Source organism: Microbulbifer mixtoriginis (SeqCode) (assembly GCF_052467235.1).
In genome coordinates this window covers 4,597,924-4,614,059 of the sequence record NZ_CP174305.1, presented here as the reverse complement: position 1 = coordinate 4,614,059, position 16,136 = coordinate 4,597,924, and the positions used below count along the sequence as shown (strand labels likewise).

15 protein-coding genes are annotated in these 16,136 nt (G+C 47.1%); 4 read left to right on the top strand and 11 right to left on the bottom strand.

Going from position 1 to position 16,136, the window contains the following annotated elements:
• Positions 1 to 425: 425 nt before the first annotated feature.
• From ACJJIO_RS20180 to ectA, 8 genes are all read right to left on the bottom strand, one after another.
• Positions 426 to 1,844: a sodium/proline symporter gene (locus ACJJIO_RS20180; protein WP_444909618.1), complete on the bottom strand. Its 1,419-nt coding sequence runs from the start codon at positions 1,842 to 1,844 to the stop codon at positions 426 to 428.
• 147 nt (positions 1,845 to 1,991) lie between these two features.
• Positions 1,992 to 3,533, bottom strand: a complete 1,542-nt coding sequence (locus tag ACJJIO_RS20175) for a molybdopterin-dependent oxidoreductase (RefSeq protein ID WP_444909617.1) — start codon at positions 3,531 to 3,533, stop codon at positions 1,992 to 1,994.
• 74 nt (positions 3,534 to 3,607) lie between these two features.
• Positions 3,608 to 4,525 (bottom strand): TPR end-of-group domain-containing protein, encoded by a 918-nt coding sequence (locus tag ACJJIO_RS20170; protein WP_444909616.1) that lies wholly within the window; start codon positions 4,523 to 4,525, stop codon positions 3,608 to 3,610.
• Positions 4,510 to 5,940 (bottom strand): aspartate kinase, encoded by a 1,431-nt coding sequence (locus ACJJIO_RS20165; protein ID WP_444884923.1) that lies wholly within the window; start codon positions 5,938 to 5,940, stop codon positions 4,510 to 4,512. Before ACJJIO_RS20165 ends, ACJJIO_RS20170 begins: the two co-directional genes overlap by 16 nt.
• Positions 5,941 to 6,015: 75 nt before the next feature.
• A complete protein-coding gene (thpD, locus tag ACJJIO_RS20160) occupies positions 6,016 to 6,933 on the bottom strand; it encodes an ectoine hydroxylase (RefSeq protein WP_444909615.1) in 918 nt (305 codons plus the stop codon).
• A gap of 27 nt (positions 6,934 to 6,960) precedes the next feature.
• Positions 6,961 to 7,362, bottom strand: coding sequence for an ectoine synthase (locus tag ACJJIO_RS20155; RefSeq protein ID WP_444884921.1), 402 nt, complete (start codon positions 7,360 to 7,362; stop codon positions 6,961 to 6,963).
• 95 nt (positions 7,363 to 7,457) lie between these two features.
• Positions 7,458 to 8,753 carry a diaminobutyrate--2-oxoglutarate transaminase gene (gene ectB, locus ACJJIO_RS20150; protein ID WP_444909614.1) on the bottom strand — a complete coding sequence of 432 codons (1,296 nt, stop codon included), beginning with the start codon at positions 8,751 to 8,753 and terminating at the stop codon, positions 7,458 to 7,460.
• A gap of 13 nt (positions 8,754 to 8,766) precedes the next feature.
• Positions 8,767 to 9,249, bottom strand: a complete 483-nt coding sequence (gene ectA / locus ACJJIO_RS20145; protein ID WP_444911021.1) for a diaminobutyrate acetyltransferase — start codon at positions 9,247 to 9,249, stop codon at positions 8,767 to 8,769.
• Positions 9,250 to 9,694: 445 nt separating this feature from the next.
• On the opposite strand from ectA, the gene ACJJIO_RS20140 reads away from it, so the two are divergent.
• The 3 genes from ACJJIO_RS20140 (at position 9,695) to ACJJIO_RS20130 (ending at position 12,251) form a co-directional block, all read left to right on the top strand.
• Positions 9,695 to 10,252: a MarR family winged helix-turn-helix transcriptional regulator gene (locus ACJJIO_RS20140; RefSeq protein WP_252085909.1), complete on the top strand. Its 558-nt coding sequence runs from the start codon at positions 9,695 to 9,697 to the stop codon at positions 10,250 to 10,252.
• A gap of 164 nt (positions 10,253 to 10,416) precedes the next feature.
• The gene (locus tag ACJJIO_RS20135) at positions 10,417 to 11,481 is read left to right on the top strand and encodes an FAD-dependent oxidoreductase (protein ID WP_444909613.1); all 1,065 of its coding nucleotides are present in this window, start codon (positions 10,417 to 10,419) and stop codon (positions 11,479 to 11,481) included.
• A 125-nt stretch (positions 11,482 to 11,606) separates the two neighbouring features.
• Positions 11,607 to 12,251 (top strand): CatA-like O-acetyltransferase, encoded by a 645-nt coding sequence (locus ACJJIO_RS20130; RefSeq protein WP_444909612.1) that lies wholly within the window; start codon positions 11,607 to 11,609, stop codon positions 12,249 to 12,251.
• A 38-nt stretch (positions 12,252 to 12,289) separates the two neighbouring features.
• On the opposite strand, the gene ACJJIO_RS20125 is transcribed toward ACJJIO_RS20130, so the two are convergent.
• Complete coding sequence (locus ACJJIO_RS20125; RefSeq protein WP_444909611.1) at positions 12,290 to 13,078, bottom strand: CLCA_X family protein; 789 nt, start codon at positions 13,076 to 13,078, stop codon at positions 12,290 to 12,292.
• 282 nt (positions 13,079 to 13,360) lie between these two features.
• Here ACJJIO_RS20125 and ACJJIO_RS20120 point away from each other — a divergent pair, with 282 nt between their 5' ends.
• A complete protein-coding gene (locus tag ACJJIO_RS20120; protein ID WP_444909610.1) occupies positions 13,361 to 14,734 on the top strand; it encodes an NAD-dependent succinate-semialdehyde dehydrogenase in 1,374 nt (457 codons plus the stop codon).
• Between the two features lie 96 nt (positions 14,735 to 14,830).
• Here the strand turns inward: ACJJIO_RS20120 and ACJJIO_RS20115 are convergent, their stop codons facing one another.
• Both ACJJIO_RS20115 and ACJJIO_RS20110 read right to left on the bottom strand, forming a co-directional pair.
• A complete protein-coding gene (locus ACJJIO_RS20115) occupies positions 14,831 to 15,352 on the bottom strand; it encodes a GNAT family N-acetyltransferase (RefSeq protein ID WP_444909609.1) in 522 nt (173 codons plus the stop codon).
• A gap of 191 nt (positions 15,353 to 15,543) precedes the next feature.
• Positions 15,544 to 16,116, bottom strand: coding sequence for a hypothetical protein (locus tag ACJJIO_RS20110; RefSeq protein WP_444909608.1), 573 nt, complete (start codon positions 16,114 to 16,116; stop codon positions 15,544 to 15,546).
• Positions 16,117 to 16,136 lie beyond the last annotated feature (20 nt).

Sequence of the window (16,136 nt, the reverse complement as noted above, 5' to 3'; positions counted from 1 at the left end):
TAGCCGTCCAGTGACCCATTGGCCATCGCAAAAAAATGGGCTGGTCTGACGTAGACTTTTGTGCCAAATCGTCAGGCTCCAGCCCCGGCCCGACGGTCAAATGTCGGGCGATATGGCACAAAATATAACATATTTTTAATTTGAACTCTAATTGTTAGCACTCAATGCAACAAAACCGACAGGTTCACAGGGGGTTTATATTTCTGCAGTTTGAGAGAAAAACCCTTGATACAAGGATAAAAACCGAGCTGAATTGGGTCAAAAATCTCATTTGAACTCTACAAAAAGAACTGTGCAAATTTTAACCTATTCTTAGGGCGCAAACTCAAACGTGACTTCGATAGCTAAGCATGAGATGCCTGGGTGGGGTAAGTTGAAAACCGTAATGCTGAGTTCCAAGGGGAGGGATAGCCTCCCCTTGGAACTTAACTATTTACTTCGCGCAAAGGCGATGGCTGGGGGAGAAAATTAGCCAAATAAAACACAATCAGACCCGAGGCTATACCAGGTAAGCCCTCATAAATCAGGCTATGAAGGTCCAATAATCTCCAGGCGATTGCTGTCGTAAACCCAACGGTTACAGCGGCAATAGAGGTTGCTTGTGAGGGTCTTCCTCCAAAACAAAGCACCAGCAATAGGGGGCCAAATGCGCTGGCGAGGCCAGACCAGGCAAAGATCACCATATTGAAGACGCTTTGGTTGTTGGCAAGCGCCAGAAGTAGTGCGCCCCCGGTAATAACAACAGTTATGAGCTTAAGAAACCAAGTCTTCTCAATCTTACGGGGAAGAATATCGTGAGTAATGGCTGCGGAGCAGCTAAGAAGTAGTGAATCTGCAGTGGACATGGTTGCAGCAAAGATGCCAGCCAGGATCAACCCAACTACGATTGGTGGCAGCAATTCTATGGCCATGGTCGGCAATGCTAGCTCAGCATCAAAGCTGCCGGAATCGGCGATGAAAACCCTGGATAGCAAGCCGACCCCTGTGGCCATGGAGTAAAAGAGAACAAACCACAGGTAGTACCAGCCCCGCGCCGTACGCATTTTGCCGGGATCACTCAGAGTCATGAAGCGGACCATTATGTGGGGCTGGCCAATCACAGATAGTCCCGCAATCCCCCAGCTGATGACAAAAATAACGAGCCCGCCCCAACCAGAAAAGGCCAGGTCTTGGGGAAACCAGTTCGTAAATCCCTCGACGGCTTGCATTTGCCCCATTGCACTTGAGACACCTCCCAGGCTGGTAAGGGCTACGGCTAGAAGTGTGCCCATAGCGACGATCATAACAATCGACTGTGCAGCATCAGTCCAAATGGAAGCGCGTATGCCGCCGGCCAGGCAATAAAGACATACCAGCAACGCCCCAACCACAGCGCCAGACCAGAGAGGCCAGTCCAGTAGTACATGTAGCGCCTTACTGCCGGCAACCATCTGTGCTGATGCATAGGTGAGCAAGAATAGTAAAGATATGATACCTATAATCCGCTGTAGGGCAGAGTGATTTTGCCCATACCAATTGCTAAGCACGCCGGCATAGCTGACTTCACCACTTGAATCAGTGGCAGTTCTTATTCTTTTGTGTACATAAAGTGAAGCAATAAAGTCACCAGCGATCCAGCCCACCATTAACCAGACAGAAGCGAACCCGGTCATGTAGGTATAACCAATAACCCCGATGAACATATAACCGCTATTGTTAGTCGCCACTGCCGACAGGCCCACTAACCAGGGGGGAACTCCACTGCTAGCCAGGTAATAATCGGCCTTGGTGTTGCGGCTAAAAAGCGCTGAGAATACACCTACCAGCACGAATAATAATAAAAACCCAACAAATGAATAAACCAATGATAATCCTTATTTTAGCAATTTTTGTTTTTATTTTTGAAGCACAAATTTCGTGCGTTTTTACGTTCTAGCTTTTATTTTTTTATTTAACACATCAATTAGTTAAATCAAATAAACAATGTGCTCGGGATACATTTGACCACCTCACTATTTTGTAGCCTCCTCAATATAAGTTGCCAAAGAACTAATCTGCTCTTTCGTCATCAAGTCATTGTATGCTGGCATGGCGCCAACGCCATTGGTAACAGCGTTTTTCACGCTTTCTGCATTAGGTTTTAATTCATTAAGGTTGGGGCCTATAAGGCCCTCAGAGCCGGCATCTTTCAAGGTATGGCAAGCTCCACAAGAAGGTTGAGACTCGAGGTAGACTTGCTTTCCGGCTTGACCCTCTGCAGATAAAGAAACCGATTCACGCTCTGGGGGGGTGCTTTCTTCTTTCACCATATGTTGATCGGTTGCTACAACTTTCTCCTTGGGTAACTCACCCAACAGGTTTGCCGTAAGTGCTGCATCCAGCCAGCCGTTGTGTGCATAGCCGCGTTCGTTCTCTACACGTTCTTTAGGTTGGATATCCCCTTGGGTATCTGTGGCGCGCGAGACGATGGTGTGCGGACCCTTTGGTAAATTCACGGTATAAGAAAAAACTCGCCAAGCGTTGGGGCCGAGGTCCAAATCCTCTAACTCTGCATTCTGCCAGGTTTTGCCCATATCGAGCGAGACTTCTACTTTCTTCACGCCGCGTTCACCAGAAAGCGCAACACCGTAGAAAGTCACTTCTCCAGCTAGAGCTGGGGTATTGTCCGCACCCGGGCCATTTACCCAAGACTTTACAGGCATACGCCACATGCTTGGGTAGTCTGGGCCAGGGGGAGCGCCAATGGGTCTAAGGCGGTAACCCGTTTTTTGGATTTTGGCCTCGGATTCTTGCGGTGCGCAGGTGAGAGTCTTGACGTACTTAATATTGTTACAGCCGAAATAACCAGGAACGATGAGCCGTAAGGGGCCGCCATGCAGTAGCGGTATTGGTGCGCCATTCATTTCCCAAGCCAATATAGTATCGTCCAATGCCTTCTTGATAGGGATTGATCGCTCTACGACCAGATCATTGCGCTCCATCTCCTCAGGAATGATCTCGCCTCCAGTAGCGGTCAAAAAGTTCATACCCGCATCCACACCGCCAAAATGATCGAACAGAGTTTTCAGCCGAACGCCTGTCCAGATAGCGCAGCCGGCTGCGCCAACTCCCCATTTAGAGCCTGCCGGTTCATGCTTGAAAAAAGCGCGGCCGTTGCCTGTACACTGAATAACTGCACCGACGGCATCTAAACCCAGCCCTTTCAGCTCTGCTACAGAGATAGCAGTGGGCTGCTTTACGCCTTTGACTTCAAGCATCCAGGTATCCGGTCGTTCAACAATCTGGGGGGAGGGCAATGGCAAATTGTTGCGCACAAAAAACCGGGCCTCAGGGGTGATAGCGCTCATGCCCATCAAAGACCGACGGGTTTCTATTGTCAGTGGGTTAATCCCATGAATAATGAAATTTTTGGGGTTAACTCCACTTGGCAATTTGGACGTTGATGAGGGAGTAAGGGCAACACTTGCAGGGGGGGCGGCTAGTAAGGCGCCTGTAGCTGCAGTCATGGCTCTTAGAAATCCACGGCGGCTTTCATCAAGGCTTGATTCACTCATGGCTTTATTGATCCGCGTATTGATACTTGAGTTCACATAGTCTTATAGCTTTAAAATGCCAAGGTGACAGCTTGCTAAGTATCTTTTTCGCGGCTATGTGGCGGCGGGGTTTGAGCAATAACCTTGTCTAGATCCTTGAAAACGTCACTTACCGCCAGTGGCTGTAAGGCATTGTCACTGAGAATTTCATCCCGATAACTTTCTCGCCTCTTAATGGCCTCAGCCAGATACCGTAGCGCTTCATCAAACTGCTCCATAGCCGTATAAGCACAAGCTAGCTGGTAGAAGGCATGGCTATTATCTGGATCAATACCTAGGGCTTGCTGACAAAGATTTGCAGCCCATTGGGGTTCGTTCAACTCCAGCACTGCATCAGCTTTGTATGTCAACGCTTCAACATCTTCATGACGAAGACGCAGAATCTCATCATAGATCGCGATTTTGTTGGCGATTGAGGATTCCTGCTGAGCACGCAGCCAGAGAGATTGTACTTCTTGAGTCAGCTCAATTTCCTCGCGATTCTCTTCAATGTGCTGGGTCTTTTGTTGTAATTGACTCTCTATGACCTCCAGACGTTTTTCATATTCTTGAACCAGCTTTGATATCTCCTCATCCGCTAGGGAGTGCACACGCTCTTTAATATCTTGTAGCGATCGCCAACCCACTAAGACCAATATGGAAGTGGCGGCGGCTATGAGATAGAAGAAGTAGGTGACCGTATCGGTTGCGTAAGCAACCGCTCGGTCCACGGAATTATGCTCTCGGTCGACAATCTGCTGAATCAACTCTTGTTTAGCTTTGGCTTGGTCGATACGCAACTGTTTGATTTCATCCAGCACATACCGCTCTATAAATGGTGTATATAGCGGCTTCTGTAAAGATTCCACCTCTTTCTGCGCACTGTCTTCTTTATTCGCTTCCGTTTCCTGGGAAACGGAAGCCGGGGAAAGTAAAAGAAAAGTCAAAAAACAGGTATTTAGGAGGCGAGGCATATTGCGGTCCCATGATCATAAACCTCAACCAGTGCCTCATGAAGTGTTCTAATGGCAGTGTCATAATCTGGTTCACTAACAACAAACTGCATGTCCACATGCCGCATAGAGTGGTGCATGGCGAGTACTGTAATATCGTTAGAAGCCAGTGATTGAACCGCTTTTGCCAGCACGCCGGGGATTTGCATATCGCTCCCGATGGCGGAAACAATAGCCACTTTCCTTTGGTTTAATTCTGCTTCTGGGAAGCGTTCTTCCAGAGATGCCTGTATACGCTTGATGGTTTTCAGGTTCGTAGCCAAAAAGTGGGTTAGGGTATTGGCGTTGGTATTTTTAGACACAATATGCGCCTTGTACCTTTTAATTACCGTAAGCACTTCCCGATCATAATCGTGGATCGTGCCTGCCATATCCTGATCAAAAAGTTCCAGCGCATAGACACCTTTACAGCCAGCAATAATCTCCACACAGGGCGAATCACTCACATAGTCACGGGTGATTAATGTTCCGGCGTGCTCTGGCTCAAAGGTATTCTTTACCCGGAGGGGGATATTCTTCTGGCGTAAACCCTTTGCCGCCTTGGGATGAATTGCCTCCATACCCAGATTGGCCAGTTGATCGGCCACATCGTAATTTGTACGACCGATAGGCACAGCGTTATCTGGCCCAACTAGGCGAGGGTCCGCACTGCTCAAGTGGAACTCTTTGTGGATCACCGCCTCTTTGGCTCCTGTGAGTACGGCAAGGCGGCTAAAGGTCATTTCACTGTAACCCCGGTCAAAGGAAATAAGCAGACCCTTATCGCTGTGGGCGTAACCGGTAACAATCGGTAACTGTTGATTCAAGTCGATGTTGGCGAAGGCATCACGAATGCGCTCATCCAGCGGTATGTGCTTACTGGTACGCCAGCCCGTTAGATCTACAAAGCACGCATTGACTCCATCCCGCTGCAGCAGTTTTGATGTATTCCAAGCGCTGTGTGCCTCGCCAAGGCTGGCAAGCATCTCTCTTACTGTTCCCAGGTGGGCATCTAGAGAGAAGTGGCCATGCTGGCAGAGACTTTGTAAGTCTCGGAGGCACTTCTTAGCCCCTTCCAGGCGCTCATCCAAGAAGAGATTGGCCTCCTTGAGCAAGTCAGTGTCACCAAATAGACGATCGTTGATCTGTCGCAGCTGTGTGCGAAGCTCACCAAACTTCACCAGCCAGCTATCATCCTCAATACTGCTTGAGAAGAGGCCATAAATACCCGGCTGGCCACTCTTTTTATGCTCTAGAAGTAGATCGGTAATACCACCATAAGCTGAAACTACAAAAACACGATTGTAGAGCCTTTTGGAGTCACCTTTAATAATGTTGTCCCGGACAGATTCATAGTCCGACATTGAGGTGCCACCAATCTTTTCTATCGTATGCATTGTCTCTTACTGGTCCTTTCTTTCTCTTGATAACGGCGTATCCAATGGATGAATGCCACTGGATTGATTTTCATATCAGATAACAGAAATCGATTTCCTCGTGCAGATATGTTCTGGCCTTGGTGGGAGGCTACAAAATGGGTCTTCTACCTTATTGCTCAATGCATTAAAGACAAAAAACAAGTTGGATCTCGGGTATGGGCTAATATTGCTGCTGGAGCCGTGCATCAGGTTGCAATCAAATACGACTAAACTGCCAGGTTTACCTGTAACAGATTTTATGCCCCCTTCAGATGTCAGCCTGCGCAGGTGATCATCTGACGGAATTCCGAGCTCTTGTTTTTTCAAAGAGCTTAAGTAATGCCCCTCAGGGGTTTCACCATCACAGCCGATGTAGTGATGATGGGACTTCGGAATGAGCATTAATGGGCCGTTGTAATTCCGGCTCTCGGTTAAGATTACGGATACACTGAGTGCACGCATTCGCGGCATTCCATCCTCGACATGCCAAGTTTCAAAGTCAGAATGCCAATAGAAATCCTTGCCACGAAATCCAGGTTTATAGTTCGCCCGAGATTGATGGATATAAACCTCATCATCCAAAATATATCTCGCGATATTTGATATCCGGTTATCTCTTGAAAGCTTCCTGAACAGGCTGCTGCGTTCATGAATACGAAATACCGAGCGCACGTCTTCACTTTCTAACTCAGTAATGAGTTCATCAGAGCTGCGGATGTCATTGTCTTCCTTGAGGGTTTCCAGCTCTTTTTGAAAGACCTGAACCTCCCTCTCAGAAAATACATTTTCAAGAACGATATATCCCTGCTGCCTATAGGCGTCCACCTGCTCAAGATCCAGCGGGGGAGGGGGATTTGGTCCACCATAAACCACTGGATCTCTACGCCGTGTTACTCGACCTGCGACTCCTCGTTTCCTGGAGGGGTACATATCATTTCTGAGCGAATGGATGCGTTCTAGCAGGTACTTCATTTCAGCTGCTGCCCTGTAATTGACTACCTATTCAATGGGATCGGCTTTTAGTTCATAAGCACCTTCAGAATTGTGTACCTCCTTTCCATTTAAAGGAGGGTTAAACACACAGGCCATGGTCATTTCTTCAAATGCCCTCAAAGTGTGCCGGTCATGTTTGTCGAGGACATAGATGGTTCCAGGCTCGATAGGGTGCTTTTTCCCATCATCCATCGTCTCCACCTCTCCTCTGCCGGAAACGCAGTAAACTGCTTCCAGGTGGTTTTGATAGTGCATTTGGAAGTCAGCACCGGTGTATATGGTGGTGATGTGGAAGGAAAAACCAACGCCATCATCCTTTAAAAGTAGGCGTGTACTCTCCCAATTGCCATCCGGCGAGACGATTCTTCGGTTTGATTTTTTGGCTTCTTGTAGATTTCTAACAATCATGAATATTCCGTTATGTTGTATGTGTAACTATATAGCCTGGTTATCAGCAGGCTTAGCTTTCCAGCTGGACCAATGAGTTTTGGATACAATTGGGTCTAGCAGGCCTCGAAATAGACTCTTTCTTCAGGGATATCCTGCTCTCCAGCACAGACTTCTCGAATTGCGGATTCAATAATGTCGATACCTTTCTTAAGGTTCTGGTCAGTGATGACCAGAGGGCAGAGTAGCTTAACGATTTGATCATCTGCGCCACTAGTTTCAATGATTAACCCCTGCTTGAAGGCGAGTTTGGTAATCTTTTCTGCAAGTTCGCCACTCACACAATCAATACCTTGGAACATGCCGCGGCCTTTAGTGGTGAAGTTACCCTCACCATATTGACTGACAATACTTGCCAACCGCTCGGAGATGTACTTCCCTTTACGCTTGATTTCCCGCGAAAAGTTATCATCTGACCAATAGTGATCAATTGCCGCTTTGGCCGTAACAAAAGCCAGATTGTTTCCACGAAATGTGCCGTTGTGCTCACCAGGTTTCCATTGGTCTAATTCGGGCTTCATTAAAACCAGGGCAAAGGGCAGCCCGTAGCCACTAAGTGACTTGGAGAGAGTAATAATGTCAGGCTCGATACCTGCTTCTTCGAAACTGAAAAAATTTCCAGTGCGGCCACAGCCAGCCTGAATATCATCGACGATAAAGAGCAGCCCGTGCTTTTTGCAGACAGCTTGTAGGTTTCTCAACCACTCGATACTGGCCGCATTGATACCTCCTTCACCCTGAACGGTTTCGACGATAATCGCCGCGGGAGAATTGATCCCGCTGCTGGAGTCTGCAAGCACCTTGTCGAGATACTCTGTAGTATCAATATTTTTGCCAAGATAGTTGTCATAGGGCATGCGATGAGTGCCATTCAAGCTAACCCCTGCTGCGTCCCTGTGATGAGAGTTGCCCGTAGCTGCCAGGGAGCCCAAACTCACACCGTGAAAACCATTGGTAAAAGTCACAATATTTTGCTGTCCGGTAACATTGCGGGCAATTTTCATTGCTGCTTCAACCGCATTTGTCCCGGTTGGGCCAGTAAACTGAACCACGTATTCCATATTGCGTGGCTTGAGAATTTTATCGTTAAGTGCTTGCAGGAACTCGCCCTTGGCTTTGGTGTGCATATCCAAACCATGGGTAATGCCATCACTCTGAATGTAATCCTGCAGAACTTGCTTAAACAGCGGGTTGTTGTGCCCATAATTGAGAGTGCCAGCGCCTGCCAGAAAATCCAGATATTGATTCCCCTCCTCGTCCCACATGAGTTCGCCTTTTGCACGATTGAACACTCGCGGAAAGGAGCGGGCATAACTTTGTACTTCAGATTCAATCTCATCAAAGATTTTCATTCTTCTCTCTTTTTTAAATTGTTGTTTGAGCAATAGGCCCGATACGCACACAGGTTTCGGAGTCATGCAGACCATCAAAGTGAGTCTGGGAATCCATCCAAGGGGAGGATTGGAGGCCTGCGGAGAGCTTCTCTGCAGCGCTCTGGAAGAGGGCCCAGGAGGGAAGGTTGTGTTCAGTGATCGTTGTCTCGATAAATCTCACCGACCTGTACTGGGGGCGTTCGATGATATTTCTGAGCATGATAGAGGCTAGCCCCAGCCCTCTCGCCTTTTCCGCCACGGCAACCTGCCAAATAAACAGAGTGTCTGTACGACCTGGAATCAAGTATCCGGAGATAAACCCCAACTTCTCATCACCTTCTTCTGCGATCACTGAAGTATCGGCAAAGTGACTGCACTGGAGGAGGTTGCAATAACTTGAGTTGGCATCCAAGGGTGGGCAGCTGTCGATTAATTTGTGAACAGCCATGCCATCCTCCAGGGATGGTGGCCTCAAAAAAATATTTTCTGGACTAGACAAAATAACTTCCTATACGACAACCCATAGTTTCACCTCTAAGTATTTCAGTGAGTGATAAATATGCAGATAGATCATTATTTATGCTCATTTTGGTTGTTTTTCGCAAAAAGCCACAACCAAATACTTAGAACGCTAAACATCGTACACAAACTAAATATAAAATCTAGTGGGTGAAGAGAATCTGATCACAATATCCGCCCTAAAAATGGGCAAATTTATTGGGTAAAAGCCCTGGAAATGGGCAGAAGCGCCTATGAATGGGGGGATTTTCGCAATTCAGGGTTCCAAACGAAGGGGTATGTTCTTGGCAATTGTTTAGTACTGTAGATATTTTCCTGGGAGAACCATAAGCGTTTAGTAATTAGGATATAGGGTTATATAATCCGCCCAATCGCCCTGATTCTGAGATTGAGAGGTAGCTTTGAACAGTATTGAACAAGTGCTAGTGGCCCTTCGGCGTGTAATAAGAGCCACAGATTTACACTCCAAGCACCTGGCCAAAACAACAGGCCTGACCGCTCCCCAGGTGTTATTGCTACAGGCCATTAGAAATAAGGGCGAAGTCACCATCGGTGAACTGGCCAACGAAGTGAGCCTCAGTCAAGCTACAGTGACCAATATCTTGGATCGCCTTGAGAAAAGGGGGCTTGTCTATCGCCAGCGCTCTCAATCAGACAAGCGTAAAGTGCATGCTTACCTCACAGATCAAGCTGCAGAAACACTGAGAGATGCACCTATCCCGCTCCAAGATCAATTCGCCCGCCAATTTGGTGATCTGAAGGATTGGGAGCAGAGTATGATCATTGCCTCGCTCCAGCGTGTAGCCCAGATGATGGATGCCCAGCATATTGATGCCTCCCCTGTTCTGGATATCGGTGTTTTAGACAGGCAGGGAGCAGCTATGGATAAGTCAAGTTCTTCCTTGGGATATGGCGAAGTAGCTGATTCAGCGGAAAAACCTGGGAGAGAAACACCCTAGTACCCCCGCCCCCTTTGTGGGTATCAGCAACCGGTTCTACCCCAGGTTGCTGAGCCCCATGTCAAAGTTGTCTAAGCTTGCAGCAATTGCTCTTTGTAGTTGAGTGGAGGCACTTGCATGTACTGCTGCCTCGAGCACCTCTTCATAGATTGTAAGTGGTGAATATGGACATTCTGGTTATTGGTGCTGGCCCCACCGGGTTAACTGCTGCAAACGCTTTAGCCTACAAGGGGGTGAATTGTCGTATTGTTGAGCGTAAAAATGCGCCCTCGGAACTCTCCCGAGCGGTTGGCATTATGCCTGCGACTATAGATGCTTTGGGCGAGCTGGGTGCTGCAGATCCACTCCTTGCTGAGGCCATGCCCCTCAAGAAAATGCATATTTTACGCGATGAGAGGACCCTCGTTTATCTGGATAACAGTGGCAATGAATTCAGGAAGAGGGTGCCGCTCGGTTTGCCGCAAAACCGCACCGAGGGAATCCTGCGTGATGTGCTATCCGGCAAAGGTGTTGAGGTTGAGTATGGGCTCTCAGTTACCGGCATAAGCACCACGCAAGACAGCGCATTGGTTAGTTTTTCAAATAATACCAGCGACTCATTCGACTGGGTGATAGCTGCCGATGGCATCCAATCAGCAACCCGCGAACAGTTGAAAATCCCCTATCCGGGAATAGACTTACCCAGCAAATGGTCCATAGCAGATGTGGATTTGGCGGGTGACTTCGATCCAGAAGAGATCACTTTGGATCTCTATGGGCCTGATAACCAGTTTTCCCTGATATTGCCAATCGAGAAGCACCGCGCACGCATCGCATCCTCGACAGAAGATGCTCTGTCAGCAATAAAACTGCCCTTGGATATCACCAACGTTCGACGAACAGCAGCCTTCAAAATCTCAATACGGCAGGCCGAATCTTACCGTAACGGCCGGATTTTACTGGCAGGGGATGCTGCACATTGTCATTCTCCTGTTGGTGGGAAGGGTATGAATCTTGGTATGGCGGATGCGATTGCTGCAGCAACGGCAATCACTAACGGGAGCGTTGATGAATACTCACGGTTACGTCATGCAGCAGGTAAAGCTGTGGTGAAGAAAACTGAGTTGGCAAGGCATTTAATTTCTTCCGCAAATCCCATGGCAAAATCCCTTTTATGGTTATCGTTTAAAGCAATCTCCTCAATCCCTGCCGTCCATCGGGCCTTTATGAAGCAATGGACTGCGATTTAATCAATCGCGAACTCTAATTGTGAACAACCTATCGCTGATTTTACTCCCCTTGAGCGAATGAGAAGTCAAGATAGATTATTAACATTCTCTTGAATATTGGGACACAATGATTACCAGGAATGAAGATGCCCGCCACACCTATAGATATTGAAAGCTGGAATAGAGGGGACCACTTTAAATTCTTTATGAGTAGTGCTGGGTCGACCCGTTTAAGTTTAACCCAGCCTCTAGATGTTACGGAGTTAGCCTTTTTTTGTAAGAAAAATACAATATCTTTTTATTACAGCCTTATTTTTCTTGTTACTCAAACCGCAAATGAGATAGCCGGATTTAGGCATAGGGTAGTTGATGGTCAACCCTTCGAGTTCGATATATTGCATCCGCTGTTCACCGATTTGAATAAAAATGATGATCTCTTTAAGCTTGTTATGGCTGAAATGGAAACACACCTCATTGACTTCGTCAAAAAAGCAAAGCAACTCTCAAAAGATCAATCAGAATACCTCCCGGTAAATACATTTATGGATCGCTACGATATTTTGAATATCACCTGCTACCCCTGGGGTGACTTTTCAAGCATGCAAGTGAAACCGGTCCAACAAGAAAACTGTGATCCAGGGATACCTTTTATTGCCTGGGGTAAGTACCAACAGCAAGCCAACCGACTTATGACCTCATTACATACTGAGGTAAATCATTGCTTTCTTGACGCCATTCATCTGTATCAATTCAAAACGCAACTGGAAGATAAAATTAAACTCTTAAAGTAAGGACGACGAATCTTCTAGTTAATAAAAGCAAGTCAATATTACTGATTGGCTCGCATTAATGACCAAAGGCTATTTCCCAAGCAGGAAAAATAAGCCGTAAAAGCCTGATTGATTCTTAGACGCTGCTGATCTTGCGGATATAAGCCTAGTTTTGCCTCCTGGCTGGCTTTAGAGCCTGCAACCAAAAAATTATTATTGATACTGGAATCCTGAATAAAGGCCTCAAAAGCCCTGGCACAAAGTTCTACTGGCTGGCTGTAATAAATAGAGCCATTTACTTTATCGGCGTTAACAGAAGCTTTCACCAGTTCACTTGGGTTATTGCCACCTTCATCCAGCATCACCGTTTTAAAGCATGCAAAAAGCAGGTCATTCAGAGGGTGGGGTACCGGGGTTGCATCGCGTAGCCAGGCCTCAGAGGCATACATGCTACTCGAAGTGTCGCTAAATGCTTTTTGCGCAAGATAGTGATCCAGTGCATGAAACCACTCATGGGCAATAGCTCCTGGACCGGCATTTTTGGCCAGGGAAAACGACTTGGCTGAAGGGTCATAAAATGCGGAGACTCCAGGGCGGCCACCAATACCGTATTGAAAAGAGAGGTTCCCGCGCAGGGAAATCAATGTTTCGGGCCCCTGCAGTATGACCATTAAGTCGGAAAGCGCATCATAAAACAACCCTGCTGCGCGATCGCGCTCCTCCTCAGTCACCCAGCGACCAATGGCTATGGATCTAAAGCCAAAACGCCTGCGAACATCGACAAAGGATACCTGCTCACTACCGCGCATATCCGGTCCACGGCGATAAAATTTTCGGGTTGCTACCATAGCTAACTTAGGTGAGAACGGATGAGTGGAATTTTCCCGGGATACTATTACAAGCTCGACCTGCTCCACAAGAGGGTTACCTGATCGGACCCCCGAATAAACGGCTACACTTTGGCCAGGCACCTAAAAGCTCCTTTTGCTAAGCCTTTGGTGACTCTAAATGCCCTGAAGTTGCTTATTGTGGAAAATCGAGTCAAGAGCCCTTAGAGCTTTTACACCTACTTCTGCCTGTAGCAGTTTTATCTTGCCTGTCAAAATCGGTAATTCACCGGGAGTCTAACTATGGTCAAGTCCAAGCGCCCTCTGATCTCTATCAATCCATTAAACGGTGAAACCTTAAAGACTTTTCATGAGATGACTCCAGATGAGCTCGATAAAGCTATTGGCCGAGCTGATAACGCTTTCGTGGAGTGGAGTAAACGAAGCTTTAGTGAGCGAGCAACAATACTCAAGCGCGCTGGACAGCTATTCGAGGAGCGCGCCGATGAGCTAGCCAAATTAATGGCACAGGAGATGGGCAAAAAGGTTAACGATGGGCTTGGCGAATTAGCGCTCTGCGCAGAGATTTTTGCTTATTATGCCGAGGAAGGTGAGAAGATTTTGGCTCCGCAACACCTTTCTACCCGGGAGGGGGAGGGCACGCTGGTATTTCAACCCCTCGGTGTTGTCTATGGTATCCAACCGTGGAACTTTCCTTTCTACCAGCCTTCCCGCTTTACCGCAGCCAACTTAATCGCCGGCAATGTAGTTCTAACGAAACACGCCTCAAATGTTCCCCAGTGTGCTGAGGCATTTGAGCAACTGTTATTCGATGCCGGTGTGCCCAAGGGGGTCTACACCAACTTGCCAATTACTTCCGCAGGTGCCGCACCAATTATCGATGATGATCGGGTAAAAGGGATATCTTTTACAGGCAGCAATGCAGCGGGCGCGAAGGTTGCTGAGCAGGCAGGGCGCAATGTGAAGAAAACCGTGATGGAACTCGGTGGTGTGGACCCATTTATCGTACTCGAAGATGCAGATATGGATTTGACCGTTGAGCGATTTGTGGAAGGTAAGCTTGGAAATTGCGGCCAAATCTGCTTAGCGGCAAAGAGAATCATCCTGACGGAACCTATTGCCGATGAATTCCTTGGGCGAGTCACCAAACTGTTTGAACAATTGAAACCGGGTGACCCCCTTGAGGACACCACAGATTACGGGCCCTTGTGCACCGAAAAAGCCGCGGAGCAACTGGAAGAGCAGGTCAGTGAGTCAGTTAAAGCCGGGGCTCACTTGCTGGTAGGCGGGAAGCGCAACGGAGCGTTTGTTGAGCCAGGCATTCTAACCGATATACCGGCAGGCTCACCTGCGGCCGAGGAGGAACTCTTTGGACCCATCGCTTGCGTCTGGGTGGTAAAAGATGAGAAGGCAGCTATTGAGATGGCCAACGATAGCCGCTTTGGCCTGGGAGGATCGGTTTATACCAAGGATCACGAGAGGGGGCAGCGAGTGGCTGAAAAACTCGAATGTGGAACTGCCTTCGTCAATCATGTGGCCTCAAGCTATGCGAGTATGCCAATGGGTGGTGTAAAAAAATCCGGTTACGGCCGTGAACTGGGTGAGCTGGGCATCAAAGAGTTTGTGAACCAGAAGTTGATACGACATTTTAACTGAGCAGTTAGCCACTCCTATTGCCCCTGTGAAATCACAGGGGTTTTAAACGGGTTTTCAGTGACAACTTTATAGATATTACTCACTTGGTAAGCCTTTTTACACAGAGGGCTGAGTATTTAAATAAAAACACTTTGCCGGAATACCCTCATCGTCATTACATATACCCCTTGGCAGCATTCCTGCTTTTAGTAAAACACGTTCTGAAGCAATATTTTCAGGCGCAATAGTCGCAATGAATTTGCCAATGCCAAAAGCTATTGTAGCGTAGTCAATCAGCCCAACCACTGCTTCGGTCGCCATGCCTTGCCCCCAGTAATCCCGGGAAAATGCATATTTAATTTCGGGATCAACTTGGTCATTAGGGTGGACAATTCCGCAGAAACCAATAACCTCTAAAGTATTTCTTAATTCTACAGCGAACATACCATAGCCACGACTCATATAGTTATTATGGGTGACTTTCAGCCATGCCTTGGATTCCTCATAACTTAATGTATTTCCATCCCCAACCCATTGCATTGCCTCACTATCGCCATATACCTTTTGAATCATAGAGAGATCTGAATCTCTCCATTTCCTAAATGTTAAACGATTAGTGGTAAACAAACTTTCTCGCACTGCACTATTATCCCTTTCGCGCTAATATTCAAATAACTAGTAGACAGTGCATATCATAGCCTATCCATCGGATTGCTCGAAGGATCGGGGCGTAATTTATCCATTGCTATGATTGAATTCACTTTGCCTTTTAACACTTGCCGCAGGAATTGATAACCGTTTCATAGCTGCTTTGTTGATACTAACTATATTTAATTTGCCAAATCTGCTTTACCGATAGTCTTCAAAATAGCAGCGGGAATATCTTCAAACGGCTTACAAGGCCCTAAATCATGGCAAATGGTACTCAGGCCAATTTGCCTGCCAGGCTCTGAAATTGAAATAGTGATTATTGCTCCATCAGTCATTACAATTTCGGTACAACCATCACCTTCAGGTAAATAAGTCGCCCTCTCACTGTATGAAAGTTGGTCACACTTGCTGTCATAATTCCAAATAGGGGAGTTCTCTACTGTTGCCTCAATAAAAGCCCATTCTTCCATAGAAATCTCAATCTGTTTAAGTGAAGATACTGAGCCTTCAGATATGGCATACGAGACAAAAGCTTTTGAGTATTCTCCAAAAGCATTCTGTACTAGATGAGCTTTCAAATAGATAATCGGTTTCCAAGATCTTGACCAAATAATCTGGTACTCGGTTTTTCCAGCTCTTGAAACCAGGGGGGAGAACTCTGGGTGATCATCTAAATATCCCACTACATCTCTTCCTGCACAACTGGAAATAAAACTGATTAAAAATAACACTAAAAATACGCGTAGAACCAAACTTACTTCTCCAGGGGGAA

Excerpts from the sequence above, each read along its gene's own strand:
- ACJJIO_RS20175 (WP_444909617.1), bottom strand. The coding sequence starts at position 3,533 with ATGAGTGAATCAAGCCTTGATGAAAGCCGCCGTGGATTTCTAAGAGCC.
- ACJJIO_RS20170 (WP_444909616.1), bottom strand. The coding sequence starts at position 4,525 with ATGCCTCGCCTCCTAAATACCTGTTTTTTGACTTTTCTTTTACTTTCC.
- ACJJIO_RS20165 (WP_444884923.1), bottom strand. The coding sequence starts at position 5,940 with ATGCATACGATAGAAAAGATTGGTGGCACCTCAATGTCGGACTATGAA.
- thpD (WP_444909615.1), bottom strand. The coding sequence starts at position 6,933 with ATGAAGTACCTGCTAGAACGCATCCATTCGCTCAGAAATGATATGTAC.
- ACJJIO_RS20155 (WP_444884921.1), bottom strand. The coding sequence starts at position 7,362 with ATGATTGTTAGAAATCTACAAGAAGCCAAAAAATCAAACCGAAGAATC.
- ectB (WP_444909614.1), bottom strand. The coding sequence starts at position 8,753 with ATGAAAATCTTTGATGAGATTGAATCTGAAGTACAAAGTTATGCCCGC.
- ACJJIO_RS20135 (WP_444909613.1), top strand. The coding sequence starts at position 10,417 with ATGGACATTCTGGTTATTGGTGCTGGCCCCACCGGGTTAACTGCTGCA.
- ACJJIO_RS20130 (WP_444909612.1), top strand. The coding sequence starts at position 11,607 with ATGCCCGCCACACCTATAGATATTGAAAGCTGGAATAGAGGGGACCAC.
- ACJJIO_RS20125 (WP_444909611.1), bottom strand. The coding sequence starts at position 13,078 with ATGGTAGCAACCCGAAAATTTTATCGCCGTGGACCGGATATGCGCGGT.
- ACJJIO_RS20120 (WP_444909610.1), top strand. The coding sequence starts at position 13,361 with ATGGTCAAGTCCAAGCGCCCTCTGATCTCTATCAATCCATTAAACGGT.